Annotated in this window: 17 protein-coding genes; 2 read left to right on the top strand and 15 right to left on the bottom strand. The window is 35.0% G+C overall.

What is annotated here, in order from left to right; all coding sequences use genetic code 11:
* Positions 1 to 28 precede the first annotated feature (28 nt).
* The 12 genes from L1S34_RS08005 to L1S34_RS07950 form a co-directional block, all read right to left on the bottom strand.
* The gene (locus L1S34_RS08005; RefSeq protein ID WP_236363571.1) at positions 29 to 1,300 is read right to left on the bottom strand and encodes a beta-ketoacyl-[acyl-carrier-protein] synthase family protein; all 1,272 of its coding nucleotides are present in this window, start codon (positions 1,298 to 1,300) and stop codon (positions 29 to 31) included.
* Entirely contained in the window at positions 1,301 to 1,735 is a 435-nt protein-coding gene (locus tag L1S34_RS08000) for a 3-hydroxyacyl-ACP dehydratase FabZ family protein (RefSeq protein WP_236363570.1), read from the bottom strand. It lies immediately after the preceding gene.
* A gap of 14 nt (positions 1,736 to 1,749) precedes the next feature.
* The gene (locus L1S34_RS07995; protein WP_236363569.1) at positions 1,750 to 2,802 is read right to left on the bottom strand and encodes a type III polyketide synthase; all 1,053 of its coding nucleotides are present in this window, start codon (positions 2,800 to 2,802) and stop codon (positions 1,750 to 1,752) included.
* Positions 2,802 to 3,470, bottom strand: a complete 669-nt coding sequence (locus L1S34_RS07990) for a methyltransferase domain-containing protein (RefSeq protein WP_236363704.1) — start codon at positions 3,468 to 3,470, stop codon at positions 2,802 to 2,804. The genes L1S34_RS07995 and L1S34_RS07990 overlap by 1 nt, the downstream gene beginning before the upstream one ends.
* 42 nt (positions 3,471 to 3,512) lie before the next feature.
* Positions 3,513 to 4,628: an NAD(P)/FAD-dependent oxidoreductase gene (locus tag L1S34_RS07985; RefSeq protein ID WP_236363568.1), complete on the bottom strand. Its 1,116-nt coding sequence runs from the start codon at positions 4,626 to 4,628 to the stop codon at positions 3,513 to 3,515.
* 828 nt (positions 4,629 to 5,456) lie between these two features.
* Positions 5,457 to 7,364: an acetate--CoA ligase gene (gene acs / locus L1S34_RS07980; protein WP_236363567.1), complete on the bottom strand. Its 1,908-nt coding sequence runs from the start codon at positions 7,362 to 7,364 to the stop codon at positions 5,457 to 5,459.
* A gap of 493 nt (positions 7,365 to 7,857) precedes the next feature.
* Positions 7,858 to 9,327, bottom strand: coding sequence for a ketol-acid reductoisomerase (gene ilvC / locus L1S34_RS07975; RefSeq protein ID WP_236363566.1), 1,470 nt, complete (start codon positions 9,325 to 9,327; stop codon positions 7,858 to 7,860).
* Positions 9,328 to 9,380: 53 nt separating this feature from the next.
* A complete protein-coding gene (gene ilvN, locus L1S34_RS07970; protein ID WP_086454453.1) occupies positions 9,381 to 9,899 on the bottom strand; it encodes an acetolactate synthase small subunit in 519 nt (172 codons plus the stop codon).
* Positions 9,900 to 9,987: 88 nt separating this feature from the next.
* The gene (gene ilvB, locus L1S34_RS07965; protein WP_236363565.1) at positions 9,988 to 11,682 is read right to left on the bottom strand and encodes a biosynthetic-type acetolactate synthase large subunit; all 1,695 of its coding nucleotides are present in this window, start codon (positions 11,680 to 11,682) and stop codon (positions 9,988 to 9,990) included.
* 56 nt (positions 11,683 to 11,738) lie between these two features.
* Complete coding sequence (gene ilvD, locus L1S34_RS07960) at positions 11,739 to 13,412, bottom strand: dihydroxy-acid dehydratase (RefSeq protein ID WP_236363564.1); 1,674 nt, start codon at positions 13,410 to 13,412, stop codon at positions 11,739 to 11,741.
* A 37-nt stretch (positions 13,413 to 13,449) separates the two neighbouring features.
* Positions 13,450 to 14,553 (bottom strand): 3-isopropylmalate dehydrogenase, encoded by a 1,104-nt coding sequence (gene leuB / locus L1S34_RS07955; protein ID WP_236363563.1) that lies wholly within the window; start codon positions 14,551 to 14,553, stop codon positions 13,450 to 13,452.
* Positions 14,554 to 14,583: 30 nt separating this feature from the next.
* On the bottom strand, positions 14,584 to 15,759 hold the full coding sequence (locus L1S34_RS07950) for a 2-isopropylmalate synthase (protein ID WP_236363562.1): 1,176 nt from the start codon (positions 15,757 to 15,759) through the stop codon (positions 14,584 to 14,586).
* Between the two features lie 154 nt (positions 15,760 to 15,913).
* Between L1S34_RS07950 and L1S34_RS07945 the strand changes: the two genes are divergently transcribed.
* Entirely contained in the window at positions 15,914 to 17,458 is a 1,545-nt protein-coding gene (locus L1S34_RS07945) for a hypothetical protein (protein WP_236363561.1), read from the top strand.
* A 31-nt stretch (positions 17,459 to 17,489) separates the two neighbouring features.
* Here L1S34_RS07945 and L1S34_RS07940 read toward each other — a convergent pair whose 3' ends face one another.
* Genes L1S34_RS07940 through L1S34_RS07930 form a run of 3 tightly spaced genes read right to left on the bottom strand, consistent with a single transcriptional unit; the run spans position 17,490 to position 18,658 of the window.
* Positions 17,490 to 17,714, bottom strand: a complete 225-nt coding sequence (locus tag L1S34_RS07940) for a hypothetical protein (RefSeq protein ID WP_236363560.1) — start codon at positions 17,712 to 17,714, stop codon at positions 17,490 to 17,492.
* A gap of 57 nt (positions 17,715 to 17,771) precedes the next feature.
* On the bottom strand, positions 17,772 to 18,062 hold the full coding sequence (locus L1S34_RS07935) for a putative quinol monooxygenase (protein ID WP_236363559.1): 291 nt from the start codon (positions 18,060 to 18,062) through the stop codon (positions 17,772 to 17,774).
* Positions 18,063 to 18,064: 2 nt separating this feature from the next.
* Positions 18,065 to 18,658, bottom strand: coding sequence for an NAD(P)H-dependent oxidoreductase (locus L1S34_RS07930; RefSeq protein WP_236363558.1), 594 nt, complete (start codon positions 18,656 to 18,658; stop codon positions 18,065 to 18,067).
* Positions 18,659 to 18,753: 95 nt separating this feature from the next.
* On the opposite strand from L1S34_RS07930, the gene L1S34_RS07925 reads away from it, so the two are divergent.
* On the top strand, positions 18,754 to 19,647 hold the full coding sequence (locus L1S34_RS07925) for a LysR family transcriptional regulator (RefSeq protein WP_236363703.1): 894 nt from the start codon (positions 18,754 to 18,756) through the stop codon (positions 19,645 to 19,647).
* Positions 19,648 to 19,756 lie beyond the last annotated feature (109 nt).

Genomic DNA, 19,756 nt, shown 5'->3' with positions numbered 1-19,756 from the left:
TCTCCACTAATGTAGCAAAGATTATTGATCATTCGTACTTTTTAAAAACGATACATGCATTCACATCGCCAAAGCCAAAACTGGCTTTTATGGCATACTGCATATTTTTTTCTAGCTTTGTTCTTGGTATTTTTTCCTCGTCAATAAGATCTGTAATTTCAGGATGTAAATCAGCACAATTTAAATTCGGAAAAACAAAACCTTCATGCAATTGCAAAACAGTAGCCACACTCTCAATACTACCTGCTGCTGACAAGCAATGTCCAACCATTCCCTTGAGTGAATTTATTAATGGAAAATCGTTCCCTTTCCGATTCAAGGCTTTTGTCCAATTTTCAATTTCCAAACTGTCTTTTGAAGTTGCAGTTAAATGTCCGTTAATTAAATCGATATTGTGTGCTTCTACTTTTGCATCCTCTAATGCATCTGTAATGCACTTTTGAACAGCAACCGCATTTGGAGCGGTCATGGTTCCAGTACCTCGTTGTCCTCCAGAATTACAACTACCTCCCAAAATTTCGGCATAAATGGTAGCGCCTCGCGCTAATGCACTTTCTAAATCTTCCAAAACTAAAGCACCAGCGCCACTTCCCGGCACAAACCCTGATGCTGTTGCCGATAATGGTCGCGAACCTGCTTCAGGATCCTGATTGTGTTTAAAAGTACACACTTTCATAGCATCAAAACCGCCCCAAATATAAGGTCCTGAATCACTTGTACTGCCAGCTAACATACGCTTTGCTTTACCTAATTTGATACGTTCAAAAGCCATTAAAATTGCCTCTGTTCCAGTTGTACAAGCAGATGAATTGGTTGTAACTTGATTTCCTAAACCTAATTTTCCGCCAAGATAGGCACTCACACCACTATTCATGGTTTGAGCAACAGCTGTGCTCCCCAATCGGCGGGTTTGTAAATCATCTATTTTATAAATGCTTTCGCGAAATTTATCAATTCCTGATGTTCCTGTTCCAAAAATAGTTCCGCTTTCCCAGTCAGGATTTTCATTGATTTCCATAGGTAAACCAGCATTTTTCCAAGCTTCAATACCAGCAATTACTCCGTAAAGAATACCACTAGAATTAAAATTACGTAATTCAAGTTCCGTAAAATATTGCAATGCAAGTTCATTAGAAACAGATGGTGTTCCAGCTATTTGACATGAAAATTGGAGGCGTTCTAGCTCGGCGTTGTGCTTAATACCCGAAGTTCCATTTTTGATGGCATTTGTAAACACATCAAGTCCAACCCCATTTGGAGCAACAACACCTAGACCCGTAATAACAACTCTCTTTTTCATTTATTTAGAAATTATCATTCCTGCAATTGTTCCTCTACAAACTTCTTCTTCTTTTTCATTTATCATCAGGACTTTACATTTTAATTTTCCGAATCTAAAATATATTTTTTCTGAAATAATAGTCACTTTTTCATTAGGAAAAACAGGTTTTAAAAAATCTATTTCTGTTGATGTTAAGACTATTGAAGTACTTTTATTAAATGAATCATCTAACAAAAACACACCTAAGCAAACCAATCCAATTTGCGCCATAACTTCGGTTAAAATCACACCCGGAGTAACAGGATTATTTACAAAATGACCTTTATAAAACTCTAAATTTTCATCAAAAGTATACGTTCCCTTGACACCATTTTCATCAATATGCAGAATTTTATCCACAAAAAGAAAAGGTTTTGAATACGGAAGCTTGGCTAAAATTTCATCGTTTTTCATTGGGCTTTTCTCTTTTAAAATTGCAACAAAATACGCTGCGCTGAAAATCCAGGACCAAAACTCAGCATTAAACCCTTCTCCCCTTTTGCAGGCTGCGAATCCATAATTTGTTCTAAAACATATAAAACTGTGGCACTTGACATATTACCGTATTGTTTCAATACCGCTTTTGTAGCGTCAATATTTTTGCCCAAACCTAAAAATAGTTCTTCTACAGTTTGAATGATTTTTTTTCCGCCGGGATGAAAAATCAAGTGATCAATTTCATTAATTTGAAGGCTATTCTTCTCTAAAAAGGGATGAATGATTGCTGGAAAATGTGATGCGATAGTTTCAGGAACTTCAATATCTAAAACCATTTGCAAACCAGAATTGGTTAGTTTAAATCCCATCATATGAATGTTATCATAAAAATGATACATCTCGTCGGCAATTATTTCTGGTCCCTCATCATCTTCGTGTGAAGATAACAACACGCAAGCAGCTCCATCACCAAAAATGGCAGCACTCACAATATTGGCCATGGAATAATCATCGAGTTGAAATGTAGCTGTTGGACTCTCAACGGCAATAACAGCCGCGCGCTTGCCAGGATTGGCTTGCAAGAAATTTTTAGCGTAAATCATTCCTGATATTCCTGCAGCGCACCCCATTTCAGTAACTGGCAGGCGAACAATATCTTGGCGCAATTGCAATGCGTTTATCAAATAGGCATCAAGAGACGGAATCATAATACCGGTGCAACTAACCGTAATGATATAATCTAAATCCTTTGGGAGCCAATTTGCCTTTTTTAGGGCTTTATCGAGTACTTTTTCACCTAATTTTATGACTTCACGAATGTAAATATCATTGCGTTCCTCAAATGAAGTTTTGGTAAATACTTCAATAGGATCCATAATAGAATATCGTTTGTCAACAGCAGCGCCTTCAAAAATTTTCTTTACTTTTCTGACAAATCGATCGTCCTGACCAAGGAGCCAAGCATCTAAAAAAGGTAAAATTTCTGCGGTTGTTCTTGAATATTGTGGTAGCTGCTTAGCAACTGTTTTTATTTTTACACTCATTATTTGGTAATTATCCATTGGTATCGAAACGCCCATTTCCAGCGAATCGTATCGTTTTTAAAATTAAGTTTTTTCGAAAATTCTTCTAAATCTTCTTTTTTAAAACCTCGTAAAATAGATGTTAATCCATCTTCGCGTGACATAGCATTCAATCGAAATACAAAACACAAAGCCTGAAATAATCGATAAGCGACAGCACTGCGATGCAAATCGTTGATTACAACCCCTAAGCGGGCTTGTTCATAAAACACCGCTAATAGCCTTTCTATTTCTTGATCTTTGAAATGATGTAAAGTCAAAGTGCACAAGACAATATCACATTTTATTTCAACAAATGAAGGACTAAAAATATCCAAGCATTCGTAACTTATATTTGAAAAGTTTTTAGATAAATTTTGTGCATGATTAATTGTAAAAGCATTCGCATCAATTCCTATTAATCGGAATTTAAAATTATTTTTTTTGCCAAAATCGGCTAAAGACCGCAACATGTCACCATTGCCACAGCCCACATCAATGATAACAATTTCTTTTTCCGAAGCAGTATTTTTTAGTAGTTTTTCCACTCCCTTTAAGGTAAGTGCGTTTCCTCCCAGAAGTTGATTAATGGATGCAATTTTGTCCAAAGCATCTCGAAGTATTTCACCCTCAAGTGCAAAATCATCCATGATTTCCGCTTCTTCTGTTCTGTATTTTGTTTGTATCAATTGTTATACGGTTTTACCATGAGTTTGTTTGATTATTAGTGGCAGTAAAAACGGAAAGAAAGCAAAAATTTGAAGTAAAAAATTCGCAACTTTAGTTTTTTGCAACACATAGCCTAGAATTCGTCCCATCATCAAGCGGGATTTAAAATTTTTATTCCACTCGCTTTCATAACGTTGTTCCATCGTTTCTCTTGTACAATTACCACTTAAAAAATTATGAACTTGTTCCGAAGCAATTTTTGCACTATGTATGGCCATTGCCATTCCGTTACCACAAAGCGGATGAATCAATCCTGCGGCATCGCCAATCATAAGCATGTGGTTTTCTACACATTTTTTCTTGACAAATGAAACTTGACTAATTGTAATCGGCTTTTCAAATTGACATATAGCCTGTTGAAAGATAGTCTTTAATATTGGATTTTTCTCTACCCATATTTTTTGATAGTCATTTAAAGAAGGAAATTGTTTAAAAGAAGTGTCGGTTGCCAAATAACAAATATTAACTAAACCATCTTCAATGCGAGAAACTCCACAATAACCGCCTTCAAAATGATGTAAACCTACCAAATTATCAGGGAAATTCACTTGGTAATGGGCTTTTACTCCTAACCAAATATTTTCATTTTTTCTAGAGAAAACCCTAGTTAATTTATTATCTAAATTTGATCTTTTGCCAAAGGCTCCTAAGACAATATCTGCTGAAAATGTTTCGTCGTTTGTATGCACAAGGAATTGATCGTTTTCAAACTGTACATCGGTGACAGTATCTTTATAAACCATGCAACCTAATTGCTTTGCGTATTGAAAAAGATAATTATCGAGTAACTTTCGACTAACACCAAAACCACCTAAAGGTAAATTACTATACAAGCTTTTTCCAGATTTCAATGAAAAATGCAACTTAGTAATATTTGATGGCTTCAAAGAATTGATGTCTATCTGTAAAGACTGTAAATACGATAGAATTTCATTAGAAATGTATTCACCGCATACTTTGTGTTTAGGGAAATCATTTTTTTCTAAAAGCACCACTTGATGATTTTTTAGTCGAAGATCAATAGCCGAAACTAAACCTGCTAAACCACCGCCTACAATTACAACTGATACTTTTTTCATATAAAGTAAATTTACTCATTTATGTTCTTAAATGCGTGGCAAATCATCTTAAAAAAAAATATAATTTTGCAGGAAACTATAAAAATTTTAGATTTGTCAAATGGTGAGTAAAAACATTGTTTCACAGATAGTTATATGTACGTTACTTCTCTTTTTTGTCGCTTACTTTAGCGCAGGTATTGTATTGAATGAAAATTCTGTTGTTTATGCCAAGCCATTTATAATTCCTTTGTTTGTTTTTTATGTCTGGCTAAAGCATAGAAAAAAGCTCCCTACTCTTTTTTATTGGTTTAGTTTTTTCTTCTACGTCAACGAAGTCTTATTACTATTTTGGCAACATTCAAATCTTATTTATGAGCTTGCTTTAATTGTTTCTTTTTGCGGCTACATATGTTTGTGTTACATGGGGTATTTATCTGTTAGAAAACAAAAGATTAGTTCGTTTTCTAAGGGTTATAAATTACTTATTGTGCTAATTAACTGTATGTTTCTACTATCTGTTTTTTACTTTTTAAAGTCAATTATTCCAGAAAAATCCCTAGGTATAATTATATTTTTTAATAGTCTTTCAGCCATTTCTTTAGGTGTTATTGCAGTCTTGTATTTATCAAAAGTCACCTCTAAAAAAAGTTATTATTACTTTTTTGGCGCTTTTTGTTTAATAATAAATGATGTCTTCGCTGCGATAGGGACCTATTATTTTGATGATGTAATATTAAACACACTTGATAGAGTACTTCACTTTAGTGCTTTTTACTTAATTTACAAATTTGTAAGCATTTCAAAAAAAAAGGCTAAAAACAACTTAAGTCTTTAGCCTTCTTTATTTTACAGTTTTCCTTCTTTTATTTCTTCCACTATTTCTGGATTTAGAAGTGTTGTAATGTCTCCAAAGTTCGAATAATCACCTTCGGCTATTTTTCGTAAAATACGCCTCATGATTTTTCCAGATCGCGTTTTTGGCAAACCAGAAACAAATTGAATTTTATCCAACTTGGCAATAGGACCAATATGGTCTGAAATATGCTGATTGATCTCTTTGCTTAAGTTTTCTTTATTACGGGTTTCGCCTGTTTCTTTTAAAATAACAAAACCGTACAACGCATTTCCTTTAATATCATGCGGAAAGCCTACTATTGCTGATTCAGCTACCGCAGGATGTTCATTGATTGCATCCTCAATTGGAGCTGTCCCCAAATTATGCCCTGATACAATAACCACATCATCCACTCGACCTGTAATTCTGTAATATCCAACTTCGTCACGTAAAGCACCATCACCAGTAAAAAACTTACCTGGAAATGCAGAAAAATACGTGTCTTTATATCTTTGATGATCGCCCCAAATTGTTCTAGCGATTCCCGGCCAAGGAAACTTAATACACAAACTGCCTACGACTTGATTACCTTCAATTTCGTTGCGTTTATCATCCATCAATACCGCTTGCACTCCTGGAAGTGGCAAAGTTGCATAAGTTGGTTTTGTGGGAGTTACAAAAGCAATTGGTGCAATCATGATTCCTCCCGTTTCTGTTTGCCACCAAGTATCAACAACAGGGCAACGCTTGTCACCTACGTGGTCGTTGTACCAATGCCAAGCTTCTTCATTAATTGGTTCTCCAACGGAACCAATTACCTTCAAGGACTTTAAAGGATATTTTTGAACAAATTCAATTTTTTCCTTTGCCAAAGCACGAATTGCGGTTGGCGCCGTGTAAAATTGAGTTATTTTATGTTTTTCGATTACATCCCAAAAACGACTAAAGTCAGGATACGAAGGAATTCCTTCAAATAATACCGTTGTAGCTCCATTTAAAAGTGGTCCGTATAAAATATAAGAATGTCCTGTTATCCAACCAATATCAGCCGTACACCAAAAGATATCAGTGTCTTCATAATGAAAAACGTTTTTAAAAGTATAAGCGGTATACACCATATAACCTGCTGTGGTATGCACCATTCCTTTTGGTTTTCCGGTTGAACCAGAAGTGTACAAAATGAACAACGGATCTTCGGCATCCATGATTTCTGCAACATTATTATCTGAAGCTTCATCTAAAAGAGGTTGCAACCATTGATCGCGTCCCTCTTGCATTTTTACATCAGTGTGAGTTCTTTTAGCGACTAAAACTTTTTCAACAGACGAACATTTTTCTAATGCTTCATCTATAATTCCTTTTAAATCAATTGTTTTATTTCCTCTAAATCCACCATCGGAAGTAATTACCATTTTGCAAGAGCTGTCGTTTATACGACTCGCCACCGCAGATGCAGAAAACCCTGCGAAAACTACGGAGTGAATTGCACCAATACGGGCGCAAGCCAATACCGAAATAGCCAACTCAGGAATCATTGGTAAATAAATACAAACGCGATCTCCTTTTTTGATGCCTTGTTCGCGTAAAACATTGGCCATTTTACAAACCCTTTGGTGTAATTCGGTGTATGAGATATGTAAAGCCTCTTCGGATGGATCATTTGGTTCAAAAATAATAGCCGTTTTATCCCCTCTTTTGGCTAAGTGCCTGTCAATACAATTTTTTACAATATTAACTTTAGCCTCGGTAAACCATTTAATATCGGCTTCGGCCATATTAAATTCGACCACTTTATCCCATTGCTGGTACCAAGTAAAATTTTCTTCTGCTATTTTGCCCCAAAATTTTCTAGGTTCGCGTACTGATTTATTGTAGTGTTTGAAGTATTGTTCTAGATTATCAATTTTGTAGTAACTCATAGTTTAATTTTTTATAAAAGTATTAAATCTACGGCTACTGAGAAAATTATTTAAACCATAAATACTGCCAAAAAAAAGCCAAACTGAAAAATTTTGATTGATTTTATTATAAATACAGCGGTTTTAATTGTTTTTGTAGTCAAAATCAAATATACAAAAAGGCGCAAAAACTAAAATCTTCGCGCCTCTTACCAAACAAAAATATATAAAAAACAATTAAAATATTTTTTAAAACCCTTTTCTACAATTATCGAAATCAATTTACAAAAGGATTCATTACTACTTTTAAGATAAATTAGATTTTCAGTTCTTTCTTTTGATTAATTATGGGATTACCTCACTTAACTTTGAAAAAAATCAAAGCTAAGTGAATGTAAAAGCATCCATACCTGTCGATCATTGTAACACTTTTTAACTAACTCAAGACATTATGAAATCAAATGATATAGTGCCAATCCCGCCACATCCTCATATGTGGTAACTTATTATTTGTTTAACTTATTTTTTTCATAGCAGTCATCGAAGCACGCAGCCATTCTCCAACTTCTTCAATCGGATGCTGTCTGATAGTTTTATTTACTGCAATCAGTACGCTGTTATCAGCTCCGTTTGAAGTTGCAAATGCTTTACCAATTACATTTGTTTTTACGGTTTTCATAAAATCAACCAATAATGGTTTGCAAGCGTGATCAAATAAATAGCAACCATACTCGGCTGTGTCAGAAATTATTCTATTCATTTCATATAATTTTTTTCGAGCGACAGTATTTGCAATCAGTGGTAATTCATGCAATGATTCATAATACGCTGATTCTTCAATAATTCCAGATTCAGTCATGGTTTCAAAGGCCAATTCTACTCCTGCCTTCACCATGGCAATTAGTAAAGTACCGTGATCAAAATATTCTTGCTCAGAAATGTGAGCTGCAGTTGGAGCTGTTTTTTCAAAATTAGTTTGAGCAGTTGCAGCTCTCCAAGTTAGAAGATTTACATCATCATTTGCCCAATCAATCATCATATTTTTTGAAAATTCACCCGAGATAATGTCATCCATGTGCTTTTGAAATAGCGGACGCATAATCTCTTTTAGCTCATCGGCTAAACGAAAAGCTTCAATTTTAGCAGGATTAGAAAGACGGTCCATCATATTTGTAATTCCGCCGTGTTTTAGAGCTTCAGTAATCGTTTCCCAACCGTACTGAATTAGTTTCGATGCATAAGCAGGCTCGATTCCTTCTTCGACCATTTTATCAAAACACAAAATTGAACCAGTTTGCAACATACCACACAATATGGTCTGCTCGCCCATTAAATCAGACTTTACTTCCGCCACGAAAGAAGACAGCAATACCCCCGCTCTATGACCGCCAGTGGCTACTGCATAGGCTTTGGCTTGGGCTAAACCTACATTTTCTGGATCGTTTTCAGGATGTACTGCAATTAGGGTTGGAACTCCAAAACCACGCTTGTACTCTTCACGCACCTCTGATCCTGGGCATTTTGGAGCACACATAATTACTGTGATATCCTGGCGAATTTGCATCCCTTCTTCTACAATATTAAAACCATGTGAATAGGCCAAAGTAGCTCCCTTTTTCATCAAAGGCATAATGGCAGTTACAACAGCTGTGTGTTGTTTATCTGGTGTTAGATTGCAAACCAAATCAGCAGTAGGTATTAATTCTTCGTACGTTCCAACTGTAAAACCGTGATCGAAAGCGTTGTTAAAAGAGGCTCTTTTTTCTGCAATCGCATCCGCACGCAAGGCATAAGATATGTCTAAACCGGAGTCTCTCATGTTCAAGCCTTGATTTAAACCTTGGGCTCCACACCCCACAATTACAACCTTTTTACCTGCTAATGCATTAATACCATCTGAAAATTCAGATTGGTCCATGAATTCGCAAACGCCTAATTGTTCTAATTGTAATCGAAGTGGTAGTGAGTTGAAATAATTTGCCATTTTGTATTTTTTAAGAAAAGTATAGTTTTAGTTTTTAGTTTTTTTTTGATCTTTTATAATTGCTCCAGCATCGCTGAAATTTGCATTTTTTCTTTAGAGACTGAAATTCGGCCTGACCGAACAAATTGCATGATTCCAAATGGACGAAGCTTTTCGTATAAATCTTGAATTTCAGCACGCTGTCCTGATTTTGAAATCACAAAAAAATCACGCGCTACAGTCACAATTTCAGAATGACTTTCTTTTATGATATTTTGAATTTGTTTTTCGTCAAAAAGCAAACTGGATTCTATTTTGAAAAGCGCATTTTCAAGAAAAATCGTTTCTTCGTCAACGTGATAAAACGCTTTGATTACTTCTATTTGTTTTTCGATTTGACCTACAATATTATGGACCCATTTTTCAGTAGTGTTTACCACGATGATAAATCGAGACACGTTTTCAATTTCTGATTCAGATACGTTCAGACTTAAAATATTGATGTGGCGTTTTAAGAATATGCCTGATATTCTATTCAATAAACCCACGTTGTTCTCTGAATATACGGAGATGGTAAATGTTTTATTTTCCATTTTTTTTTATGTTTAAAGTTTTTATGTTTAAAGTTTAAAGTTGCGCAACATTATTTTCAGGTTGTAACTACTTTAAACCTTAAACTATTTAGGACAAACGAATGTCCGATACCGATGCTCCTGTTGGGATCATTGGGAATACATTATTTTCTTTTTCGACCATTACTTCTAAGAAATAGGAATCAGGTGATGCTAACATTTCTGCGACAGCACCATCCAAATCTTCTCTTTTAGTGACTTTTTTTGCTTTGATGTAATAGCCCTCGGCAATTGCAATAAAATTAGGATTGATCATTTCGGTAGAAGCGTATCTTTTATCAAAAAACAATTGCTGCCATTGACGTACCATTCCTAAAAACTCATTGTTCAAAACCACAATTTTAACGGGAACTTTGGTCTGGAAAATAGTTCCTAATTCTTGAATGGTCATTTGAAATCCACCATCACCAATTATAGCTACTACTTCACGATTTGGCATTCCCATTTTAGCTCCAATTGCTGCTGGAAGAGCAAATCCCATCGTTCCTAAACCACCGGATGTGACATTACTTTTGGTAGAATTGAATTTCCCGTAACGGCAAGCAAACATTTGGTGTTGCCCAACATCCGATACTAAAATTGCATCTCCTTTAGAGTGTTTGTTAATCATTTCGATCGTTTCACCCATTGAAATTCCTTCTTTTTTGGGTTCCAACTCCTCATTTATGACAGCTTCTAATTCAATTTCATATTTAGCTTTAAATTCATTGTGCCAAGAATCATGCGTGTTGTTTTCAATAAGCGGTAGCAAGGCCGTTAAAGATTCTTTCAAATCGGCCAAAACGGCTACATCTGTTTTTACGTTTTTATCTACTTCGGCTGGATCAATTTCAAAATGAATTATTTTAGCTTGTTTGGCATACGTGGCAAGGTTTCCGGTTACGCGATCATCAAAACGCATTCCGAGAGCAATCAACACATCGCATTCATTTGTGAGTACATTGGGTCCATAATTGCCATGCATTCCTACCATTCCTACATTAAGTGGATGGGAAGTTGGCAATGCTGATAAACCTAAAATAGTCCATGCAGCTGGAATACCTGATTTTTCTACCAAAGCTTTTAATTCGGTTTCGGCTTTACTCAAAATAACACCTTGACCCCAAATAATAAAAGGTTTTTTAGCGTTATTAATTAAAGCTGCTGCTTCTTGTACCTTATTAATATTAAGGATTGGTTTGGGATGATAACTTCGAATACTTGTACATTTTTTGTAACTGAATTCCATTTCATCAAACTGCGCATTTTTGGTAATGTCAATTAAAACCGGACCAGGACGACCCGATTTGGCGATGTAAAATGCTTTCGCTATTATTTCTGGGATTTCAGATGCTTCGGTAATTTGGTAATTCCATTTGGTAACTGGAGTTGAAATTCCGATGATATCGGTTTCTTGAAAAGCATCAGAACCTAATAAATGTTTACCAACTTGACCTGTGATGCAAACCATTGGTGTCGAATCGATTTGCGCATCAGCAATTCCAGTAACTAAATTGGTAGCTCCAGGACCAGAAGTTGCAATTGCTACTCCTACTTTGCCAGTTGCTCGTGCGTATCCTTGTGCAGCATGTGTAGCTCCTTGCTCGTGACGCACTAATACGTGATGTAATTCGTCTTTAAATTTGTATAATTCATCATAAACCGGCATGATCGCTCCGCCAGGATAACCGTAAATGATATCCACACCTTCTTCTAATAAACATTTGATAACGGCTTCTGCGCCAGATATTTTTGTATTTCCCATTTTTATTTCTTTTGTGCAGCTTCTTTCAGATTTTTTTTAATTTATTTTGAAAAAAACTATTTATCAGTTACGCAACCTGTTGAGGCGCTTGAAACTGAACGAATATATTTAAGTAAAACACCTTTTTTAATTGGTGTTTCTGGTTGTTTCCATTGTGATTTTCGTCTTTCAAACTCTTCATCCGAAATTTTAAGATTGATTGTGTTTTTTACCGCATCAATCGTTATAATGTCACCATTTTGAACTAATGCAATACCACCACCATCATAAGCTTCGGGAGTAATATGTCCTACTACAAAACCGTGCGAACCACCAGAAAATCTGCCATCTGTAATCAAAGCAACACTCTTGCCTAAACCAGCACCCATAATGGCTGACGTAGGCTTTAGCATCTCTGGCATTCCTGGCCCACCTTTAGGTCCGCAGTATCTAATGACGACTACATTTCCTGGTTTAACCTCGCCATTTCGGACTCCTTTAATGACATCATGTTCATTTTCAAAAACAATAGCATCTCCTTCAAAATATTCGCCTTCGTTACCACTAATTTTGGCTACACAGCCTTTTGAAGCTAGATTTCCATATAAAATTTGAATATTTCCTGTGCTTTTTAATGCTTTCTGGATTTCATGAATAACATCTTGACCATCATTTAAGTCAGGTACAGAAGCTAAGTTTTCGGCCAAAGTTTTACCTGTAACCGTCAAGCAATGTCCGTGTAATAGACCTTCTTTTAGCAAATATTTCATAACAGCTGGAACTCCGCCCACAGCATGAAGATCCTCCATTAGGTATTTTCCGCTAGGTTTTAAGTCGGCTAGCAAAGGCGTTTTGTCACTAATTCTTTGAAAATCATCCAAAGTAATTTCAATATCAACCGAGTGAGCCATCGCTATCAAGTGCATGACAGCATTGGTTGATCCTCCTAAAACTGCTACCATCGTAATAGCATTTTCAAAGGCTTCGCGTGTCATGATATCTTTAGGTTTGATATCTTTTTCCAATAATATTTTGATGGCTTTTCCAGCATCAAGGCATTCTTGTTTTTTTTCAGGGCTTAAAGCTGGATTCGACGAGCTGTAGGGTAAACTCATTCCCAAAGCTTCGATGGCTGAGGACATGGTGTTTGCCGTATACATTCCGCCACAAGCACCTGCACCAGGACAAGAGTTTTGAATCACACCTTTGAAATCCTCAGGTGAAATCGTATTATTAAACTTTTTTCCAAGGGCTTCAAAAGCCGATACAATGTTTAGCGATTCTCCTTTCCATTTTCCAGAATGAATACTACCACCGTAAACCATGATCGAAGGACGATTGAGTCGACCCATTGCCATAACTGAACCTGGCATGTTTTTATCGCAACCCGGAATTGCAATTACTGCATCGTACCATTGTGCGCCAACAACTGTTTCAATAGAGTCAGCAATTACATCTCGTGACACCAATGAAAATCGCATTCCATCGGTACCATTTGACATACCATCACTTACTCCGATTGTATTAAAAATCAATCCCACTAGATCTTCTTGCCAAACGCCAGTTTTGATGTCTTTGGCTAAATCATTTAGATGCATGTTACACGGATTTCCTTCGTATCCCATGCTAACTATACCCACTTGGGCTTTATTCAAATCAGCTTCGGTTAAACCAATTCCGTACAACATGGCTTGTGCTGCAGGTTGCGTTTCGTCTTGAGTAATCGTTTTGCTGTATTTATTTAATTCCATTATTGATGTTTCGTTTTAAAAAATAGTTTTGTTTGTTTTAAACTATGGTTGACTGACCGATATACACATTATCGCTTTTAAAATATAAGTCGTCTTTGCTAAGAATATAATTCGCAATAAAATCGCCCACTTCATTGGTTCCGAATTTAGAATACGGATTCAAATCAGCCGTTACTACATTTAATTCAATTGCTTTTTGCACCGCTTCGTACACTTTTAGAGATTCGGCATGCAAGCCAAAGTGCTCTAATAACATTGCTGCTGAAATAATTGAGGCAATAGGATTGGCGATGTTTTTATTTTTTCCTTCTGGAAAAGAGCCATGAATGGGTTCAAAAAGCGCCGATGAACTTCCTAAAGACGCTGATGGCAATAAACCGATTGCGCCGGTTGTAACACTAGCTTCGTCGGATAAAATATCTCCAAATAAATTTTCAGTTAAAATGACATCAAATTGCTTTGGATTGATGATAATTTGCATCGCAGCAGCATCGGCTAGTAAAAATTCTAAAACTACGTCAGGATAACCCTCTGAAAGTTCAGTTACTACCTTGCGCCATAAACGCGAGGTTTCTAATATATTTGCCTTGTCAACTAAGGTTAATTTTTTCTTTCTTTTTTGCGCAGTTCGAAAAGCTAAATGACTGATTCGGATGATTTCTTCTTCAGAGTATTCGCAAAGATCAGAGGCAAAAGTGCCTGTTTCATTGCTTTTTTTCTCACTAAAATACGATCCGCCAGACAATTCTCTAAAAATAATAAAATCAGCTCCTTCGATAATTTTTCGTTTCAACGGAGACAAATCAAGCAAATCAGCATACGGTTTCACAGGTCGTATGTTGGCATAAAGACCTAGCGCTTGACGCAAATTCAATACCCCTTGAATTGGTCTTACCGCAGCATTTGGCACCGTATCATCAACTGCTCCAAATAGTACTGCATCCGTATTCAAACACAAGTTCAATGTTTGCTGTGGTAACGGAATTCCCGTTTTTTCAATAGCGATAGCTCCAATCAAAGCATCTTCAAAAACAAATTCATGATCATACACTACACCTATGGCGTATAATGCTTTCTTGGCTTGGCTTATAACCTCAGGACCAATTCCGTCGCCTGCAAGCGCTGCTATTTTTAAATTCATATTACTTTAATTTTGAGTTGGAATGCTATCTTAGTTTAAAACCAATTCTTTACTTATTTTACAAGCTTCAATAATTTGATGAATGTCTTGATCGACTACTTCTTTTTTGATGTCAGCAAACTTTAAAAACTCGAGATAAACTATATCCAATTGTATTTTGGTCAATTCATAACCTACTTTTTTTGCTCGGTAAGCCAATGCTGCTCTACCACTACGTGCTGTTAAAACAATAGATGACTCATTAACGCCAACCTCAAGTGGGTCCATGATTTCATAAGTAGCTCTATTTTTTATAACACCATCTTGATGAATTCCTGAGCTGTGTGCAAATGCGTTGGCACCTACAATTGCTTTATTAGGCTGCACGATCATCCCCATACTTTCACTAACCAATCGACTCATTTCATTCAATTGTCTAGTATTAATATTGGTATCTAAATTCAAATATGGATGCTGCTTAAAAATCATTACCACCTCTTCAAGTGCCGTATTTCCTGCTCGCTCTCCTATGCCGTTGATGGTACATTCTATTTGTCTAGCTCCATTTATAGCTCCCGCGATGGAATTGGCGGTTGCCATACCTAAATCATTATGACAATGACATGATAAAACCACGTTTTCAATACCTTTTACATTTTCTTTGAGGTATCTAATTTTTGCACCATACTCTTCCGGCAAACAATATCCTGTTGTATCTGGAATATTTAATACGGTTGCTCCTGATTTAATGACCTCCTCGCAGACTCGTGCTAAAAATTCATTATCGGTCCTTCCTGCATCTTCAGCGTAAAACTCTACATCTTCTACGTACGATTTGGCGTGAGCTACAGCCGCTTTGGCACGTAGAATAATATCTTCTTTGGTAGTATTTAATTTATGAAAAATATGCGAATCAGAAGTTCCAATACCCGTATGAATTCTAGGTCTTTTGGCGTATTGAAGCGCTTGTGCCGCTACATCAATATCATTTTTTACAGCGCGAGTTAATCCGCAAACAACTGCATTTTGAACAACCTTACTTATTTCTGAAACAGATAAAAAATCACCGGGACTCGATACAGGAAAACCAGCTTCAATAATGTCTACTCCCATTTCGTCAAGCCTTGCGGCAATAACTAATTTCTGTTTCGTGTCAAGCTTACATCCAGGCACTTGTTCGCCATCTCTCAAAGTGGTATCAAAAATTTGAACTTTCTCTCTATTCATTTTCATTTATTTAATGTAATTTGCACAACTTGAAACAAAAATATCTTTCATTGGTGGGATAGAAAATACAATTTCTTGAATTATACTGCTTATAAGGAATGTTTTAATCTATTAAATCATTGATTTACAACTACATAAACCCTTTTATTCTACAATGGCTAACCATCAAAAAGATTTTTTATTTGTACTGATAAAGTCACTTTCGAAGTCAGAAAAAAGACAATTTAAAATTTTCGCTAGCCGATTAGAAACTAGTTCGAATACCAAATTCATTGAGCTATTTAACATTTTAGACAAGTCAGAAACTTATGATGAAAAACTGATTTTAAAAAGTGGAAGTATTAAAAAAGTGCAATTATCAAATCTTAAATCCTATTTGTACAAACAAATTTTGGTGAGTATTCGTTTGAATATTCCTAGTCAAAACATGCGCTACCAATTGCGAGAGCAAATTGATTTTGCAGCTATTTTGTATAACAAAGGATTGTATAAACAAAGTTTGAAAATCTTGGATAAAACCAAAATTTTAGCTTTAGAGAATGATGAAAAGTTAATGGCCTATGAAATTGTAGAATTTGAGAAACTCATTGAATCCCAATACATAACCCGCAGTATTCAAGGTCGTGCAGATGAATTGGTAGTACAAGCTAAAGAGTTGAACTACCGCAATACCATTTCTAGTAAATTATCAAACTTATCACTACAGCTATATGGTATCATGCTCAAAACGGGGTATGTAAAAACCGATGCAGAGTATACCTATATTGATGACTACTTTAAAAAACACACAGCTAAACTCGACGAAAAGAAATTTGGTTTTCGAGAGAAATACTGGTTTTACAATGCTAATTTGTGGCGTAGTTTTTTGGTTCAAGATTTTTTATCTTGTTATAAATATGCCTTAAAATGGGTGACTTTATTTTACGAAAATCCAAGTATGATTTACTTGAATCCCGTTTTTTTCTTGAAAGGAAATCATTATTTATTGGAATCGTTGTACATGCTGAAGTATAAAACCAAGTTCAAAGAATATCTTGAATTGTTGGAGGAAACCATCAAAGATCCAAGATTTCCCGTAAATGACAATATTGCAAGTTTATCGTTTTTGTACGTTTATAATAATAAACTCAATTTACATATTTTGGAAGGTACTTTTGCCGAAAGTGAATATTTGATTCCAGAAGTATTGCATAAATTGAAAATGCACACCGATCATCTTGACGAGCATCATGAAATGTTGTTTTACTATAAATTTGCCTCTATTTATTTTGGAAACGAAAAATATGCCGAGTGTATTTTTTATCTGGAAAAAATTATCAACAATAGAAATCTAAGCATGCGCGAAGACTTAATGTGTTTTGCGCGTTTGCTTTGTTTGATAGCACATTATGAACTGGGAAAAGATTACTATTTAGAAAATCAGCTCAAAAACACCTATAAGTTTTTAATTAAAATGAACGACTTGCATGAAGTACAAAAAGAAATTATCAAATTCTTGAAAAACTTAAACTCTATTTATCCAACAGATATCAAAAAAGAATTTATTAAAATGCGAACTCGTTTTATTGAATTGGAACAAAACACTTATGAAAAACGCGCCTTTTTATATCTCGATATCATTTCGTGGTTGGAAAGTAAAATTGAAAATAGAAAAATCAGCTTAATCATAAAAGAAAAAGCCCAACAGGCCAATCGTTAAACAAGAAAAGGAGGCTTAATGCCTCCTTCTTTTACTCTAACTCTTTGCGACCCCGTATAATATCTTCATAACTGGAACATTTAACGAACTCTTGTTCACCATCAATAAGCATTGGTAAAAAAATAAATTCTACTTCAGACAAATCTTCTTTCAGATAAAAAGCCATATCATCTAATTTATAAAACCATTCTTTATCAAATTGTACTTTATTTATAGTGGCATCTTTGACTAATAATTTTTCGTTAAGCGGCTTCATGAGTACGGTTTAATTTTTTTTTCAAAAATAATTCATCGTCTGAAGTTACCCAAATGATTATGACAATTTATTGGTGAAATAAATGGTGGGTTGTACTTGCAACATCGGTTTTACTTTCTCAAAAAATTCAATTAAGTAAGGTTGTTCATTATGTAATTGCAATCCGGCTTCGTTTTCCCATACCTCATGAAAAATAAAAGTATCAGAATCATCTACACTTTGATGCAAATCGTATTGTAAGCAAGCTGTTTCTTGAGTTGATTGCGCTACTAATGTGAGTAACATTTCTTTTAAAGTTGCTGTTAACTCTTCTTTGCTTTTTAAAACTACAGTTAAATTTATCGGCATGATTAGTCCAAAAATAAGGTTTCTAAATGATTTTTATACATTTTGAGATCATTTTCAACATTCGCATTTTTTTCGATGTCATGAAAATGAATACTTTGCAAAGGCTCCATTCCTACAAATGCATTCATTCTATGAAAACCAAATAATGGTCCATCATCTACGCTGTGCTCTTTGAAAAATTCTCCTTGTAAAGTAAAAGCTTCTTTTGGAGCATTCCAAGAGGTGGTCAACATATATTTTTTTCCTATCAGCATTCCTCCTATTCCGTAATTGATCGTCGGATTTTCTGGAGAACGACCGTCACTTTTATAAATTCCATTGGCATGTCCCGCGGTAAAAACTACATCAATATATTTTTTAAATCCATGTGGCACTTGGAACCACCAAATAGGAGTGTGATAAATTATGACATCCGCCCAAACAAATTTTTCCACCTCTGCAGCAGGAATATAATCATCGTTGATGTTGGTAGTTTTTACTTGAAAATCACTGTTATTTTCAAAAAATTTTGAAGTTTCATTCGAAATTGTTTCATTAAACCGACCACCAGAATGGCCAAATTTTTGTCCGCCATTGATTATAAATATTTTTGTCATAATTGTATTTTTAAATTAATAGTGCAAAGTTATAGTGGGAAATTCTATTATTAAAATAACATAATTTATACCTTTGTATTATAATTATGATAGATATGTTGAATTTAGAATGGTATAGAACTTTTAAAGCAGTATATAAAACAGGAACTTTAACAAGTGCTGCAGAGGAATTATTTATTTCACAACCTGGCGTGAGTCTCCATTTGAGTTCCTTGGAAGCTTATGTGGGATATAAATTATTTGACCGCACGGGTCGAAAAATGGTACCCACTGAAAAAGGAAAAATATTGTATAATTTTATTTTTGAAGCTTTAACTAAATTGGAAGAGGCCGAGAAAAATTTTCAAAGAAGCACCGAGAAAAATACACCAACAATAAGTGTAGGAATGTGTTTTGAAACATTCCAAATCACGTTAGAGCAATACATTTCAACTTTACCCTTTAACGTTATCATTCAGTTTGGCGAATATCAGGAGATGGTAGAAAATTTAGAAAAAGGTATACTAGATTTAATTATCACGCCACAAATGGTAATAAAAAACACAATTGAATATCAGGCATTTTCTTCAGAAACTATTGTACTTGTGGGTGGAAGCGATGTTGACGGTTCTGAATTCAATTTGATAGCAGAAGAGGGAAATATTCACAATATTGAACTATGGTTAAAGCAACAAAAATGGTATGGTACGACAGGAGATATGGAACATTTACGCCGTTTTTGGCAATTAAATTTTAATAAACACCCAGATTTTAGACCCAACTATATCGTTCCCAATCTTAATTCTATAGTTCGTTGTTTGAGCAGTGGAAAAGGGTTGGCAGTTGTTCCTGATTTTTTGTGCCGTAAAGAAATTGAAAGCGGATTGATAAAATTGATTTGGGAAGGGAAATCGTTATTAAAAAATACGCTCTATTTTGCAATTAGAAAGAAAACTATTTACGTTGATGAAATTCAATTATTAAAGAAAATATTTATTGAATTAAACTAATTTAGTTAGTTGCAATAAAATCACTATTTTTATAAAAAATTAAAAATCAATAACATGAACGGATTTTTTAAAACTATCATCGCCGGATATGGTGCAAAAAAATTAGGAG

It is taken from the genome of Flavobacterium sp. K77 (assembly GCF_021608205.1).
GTDB classification, from domain to species: Bacteria; Bacteroidota; Bacteroidia; order Flavobacteriales; family Flavobacteriaceae; genus Flavobacterium; species Flavobacterium turcicum.
The sequence above is the reverse complement of the archived record's forward strand: the minus strand, read 5'-3'. Positions and strand labels throughout refer to the sequence as shown.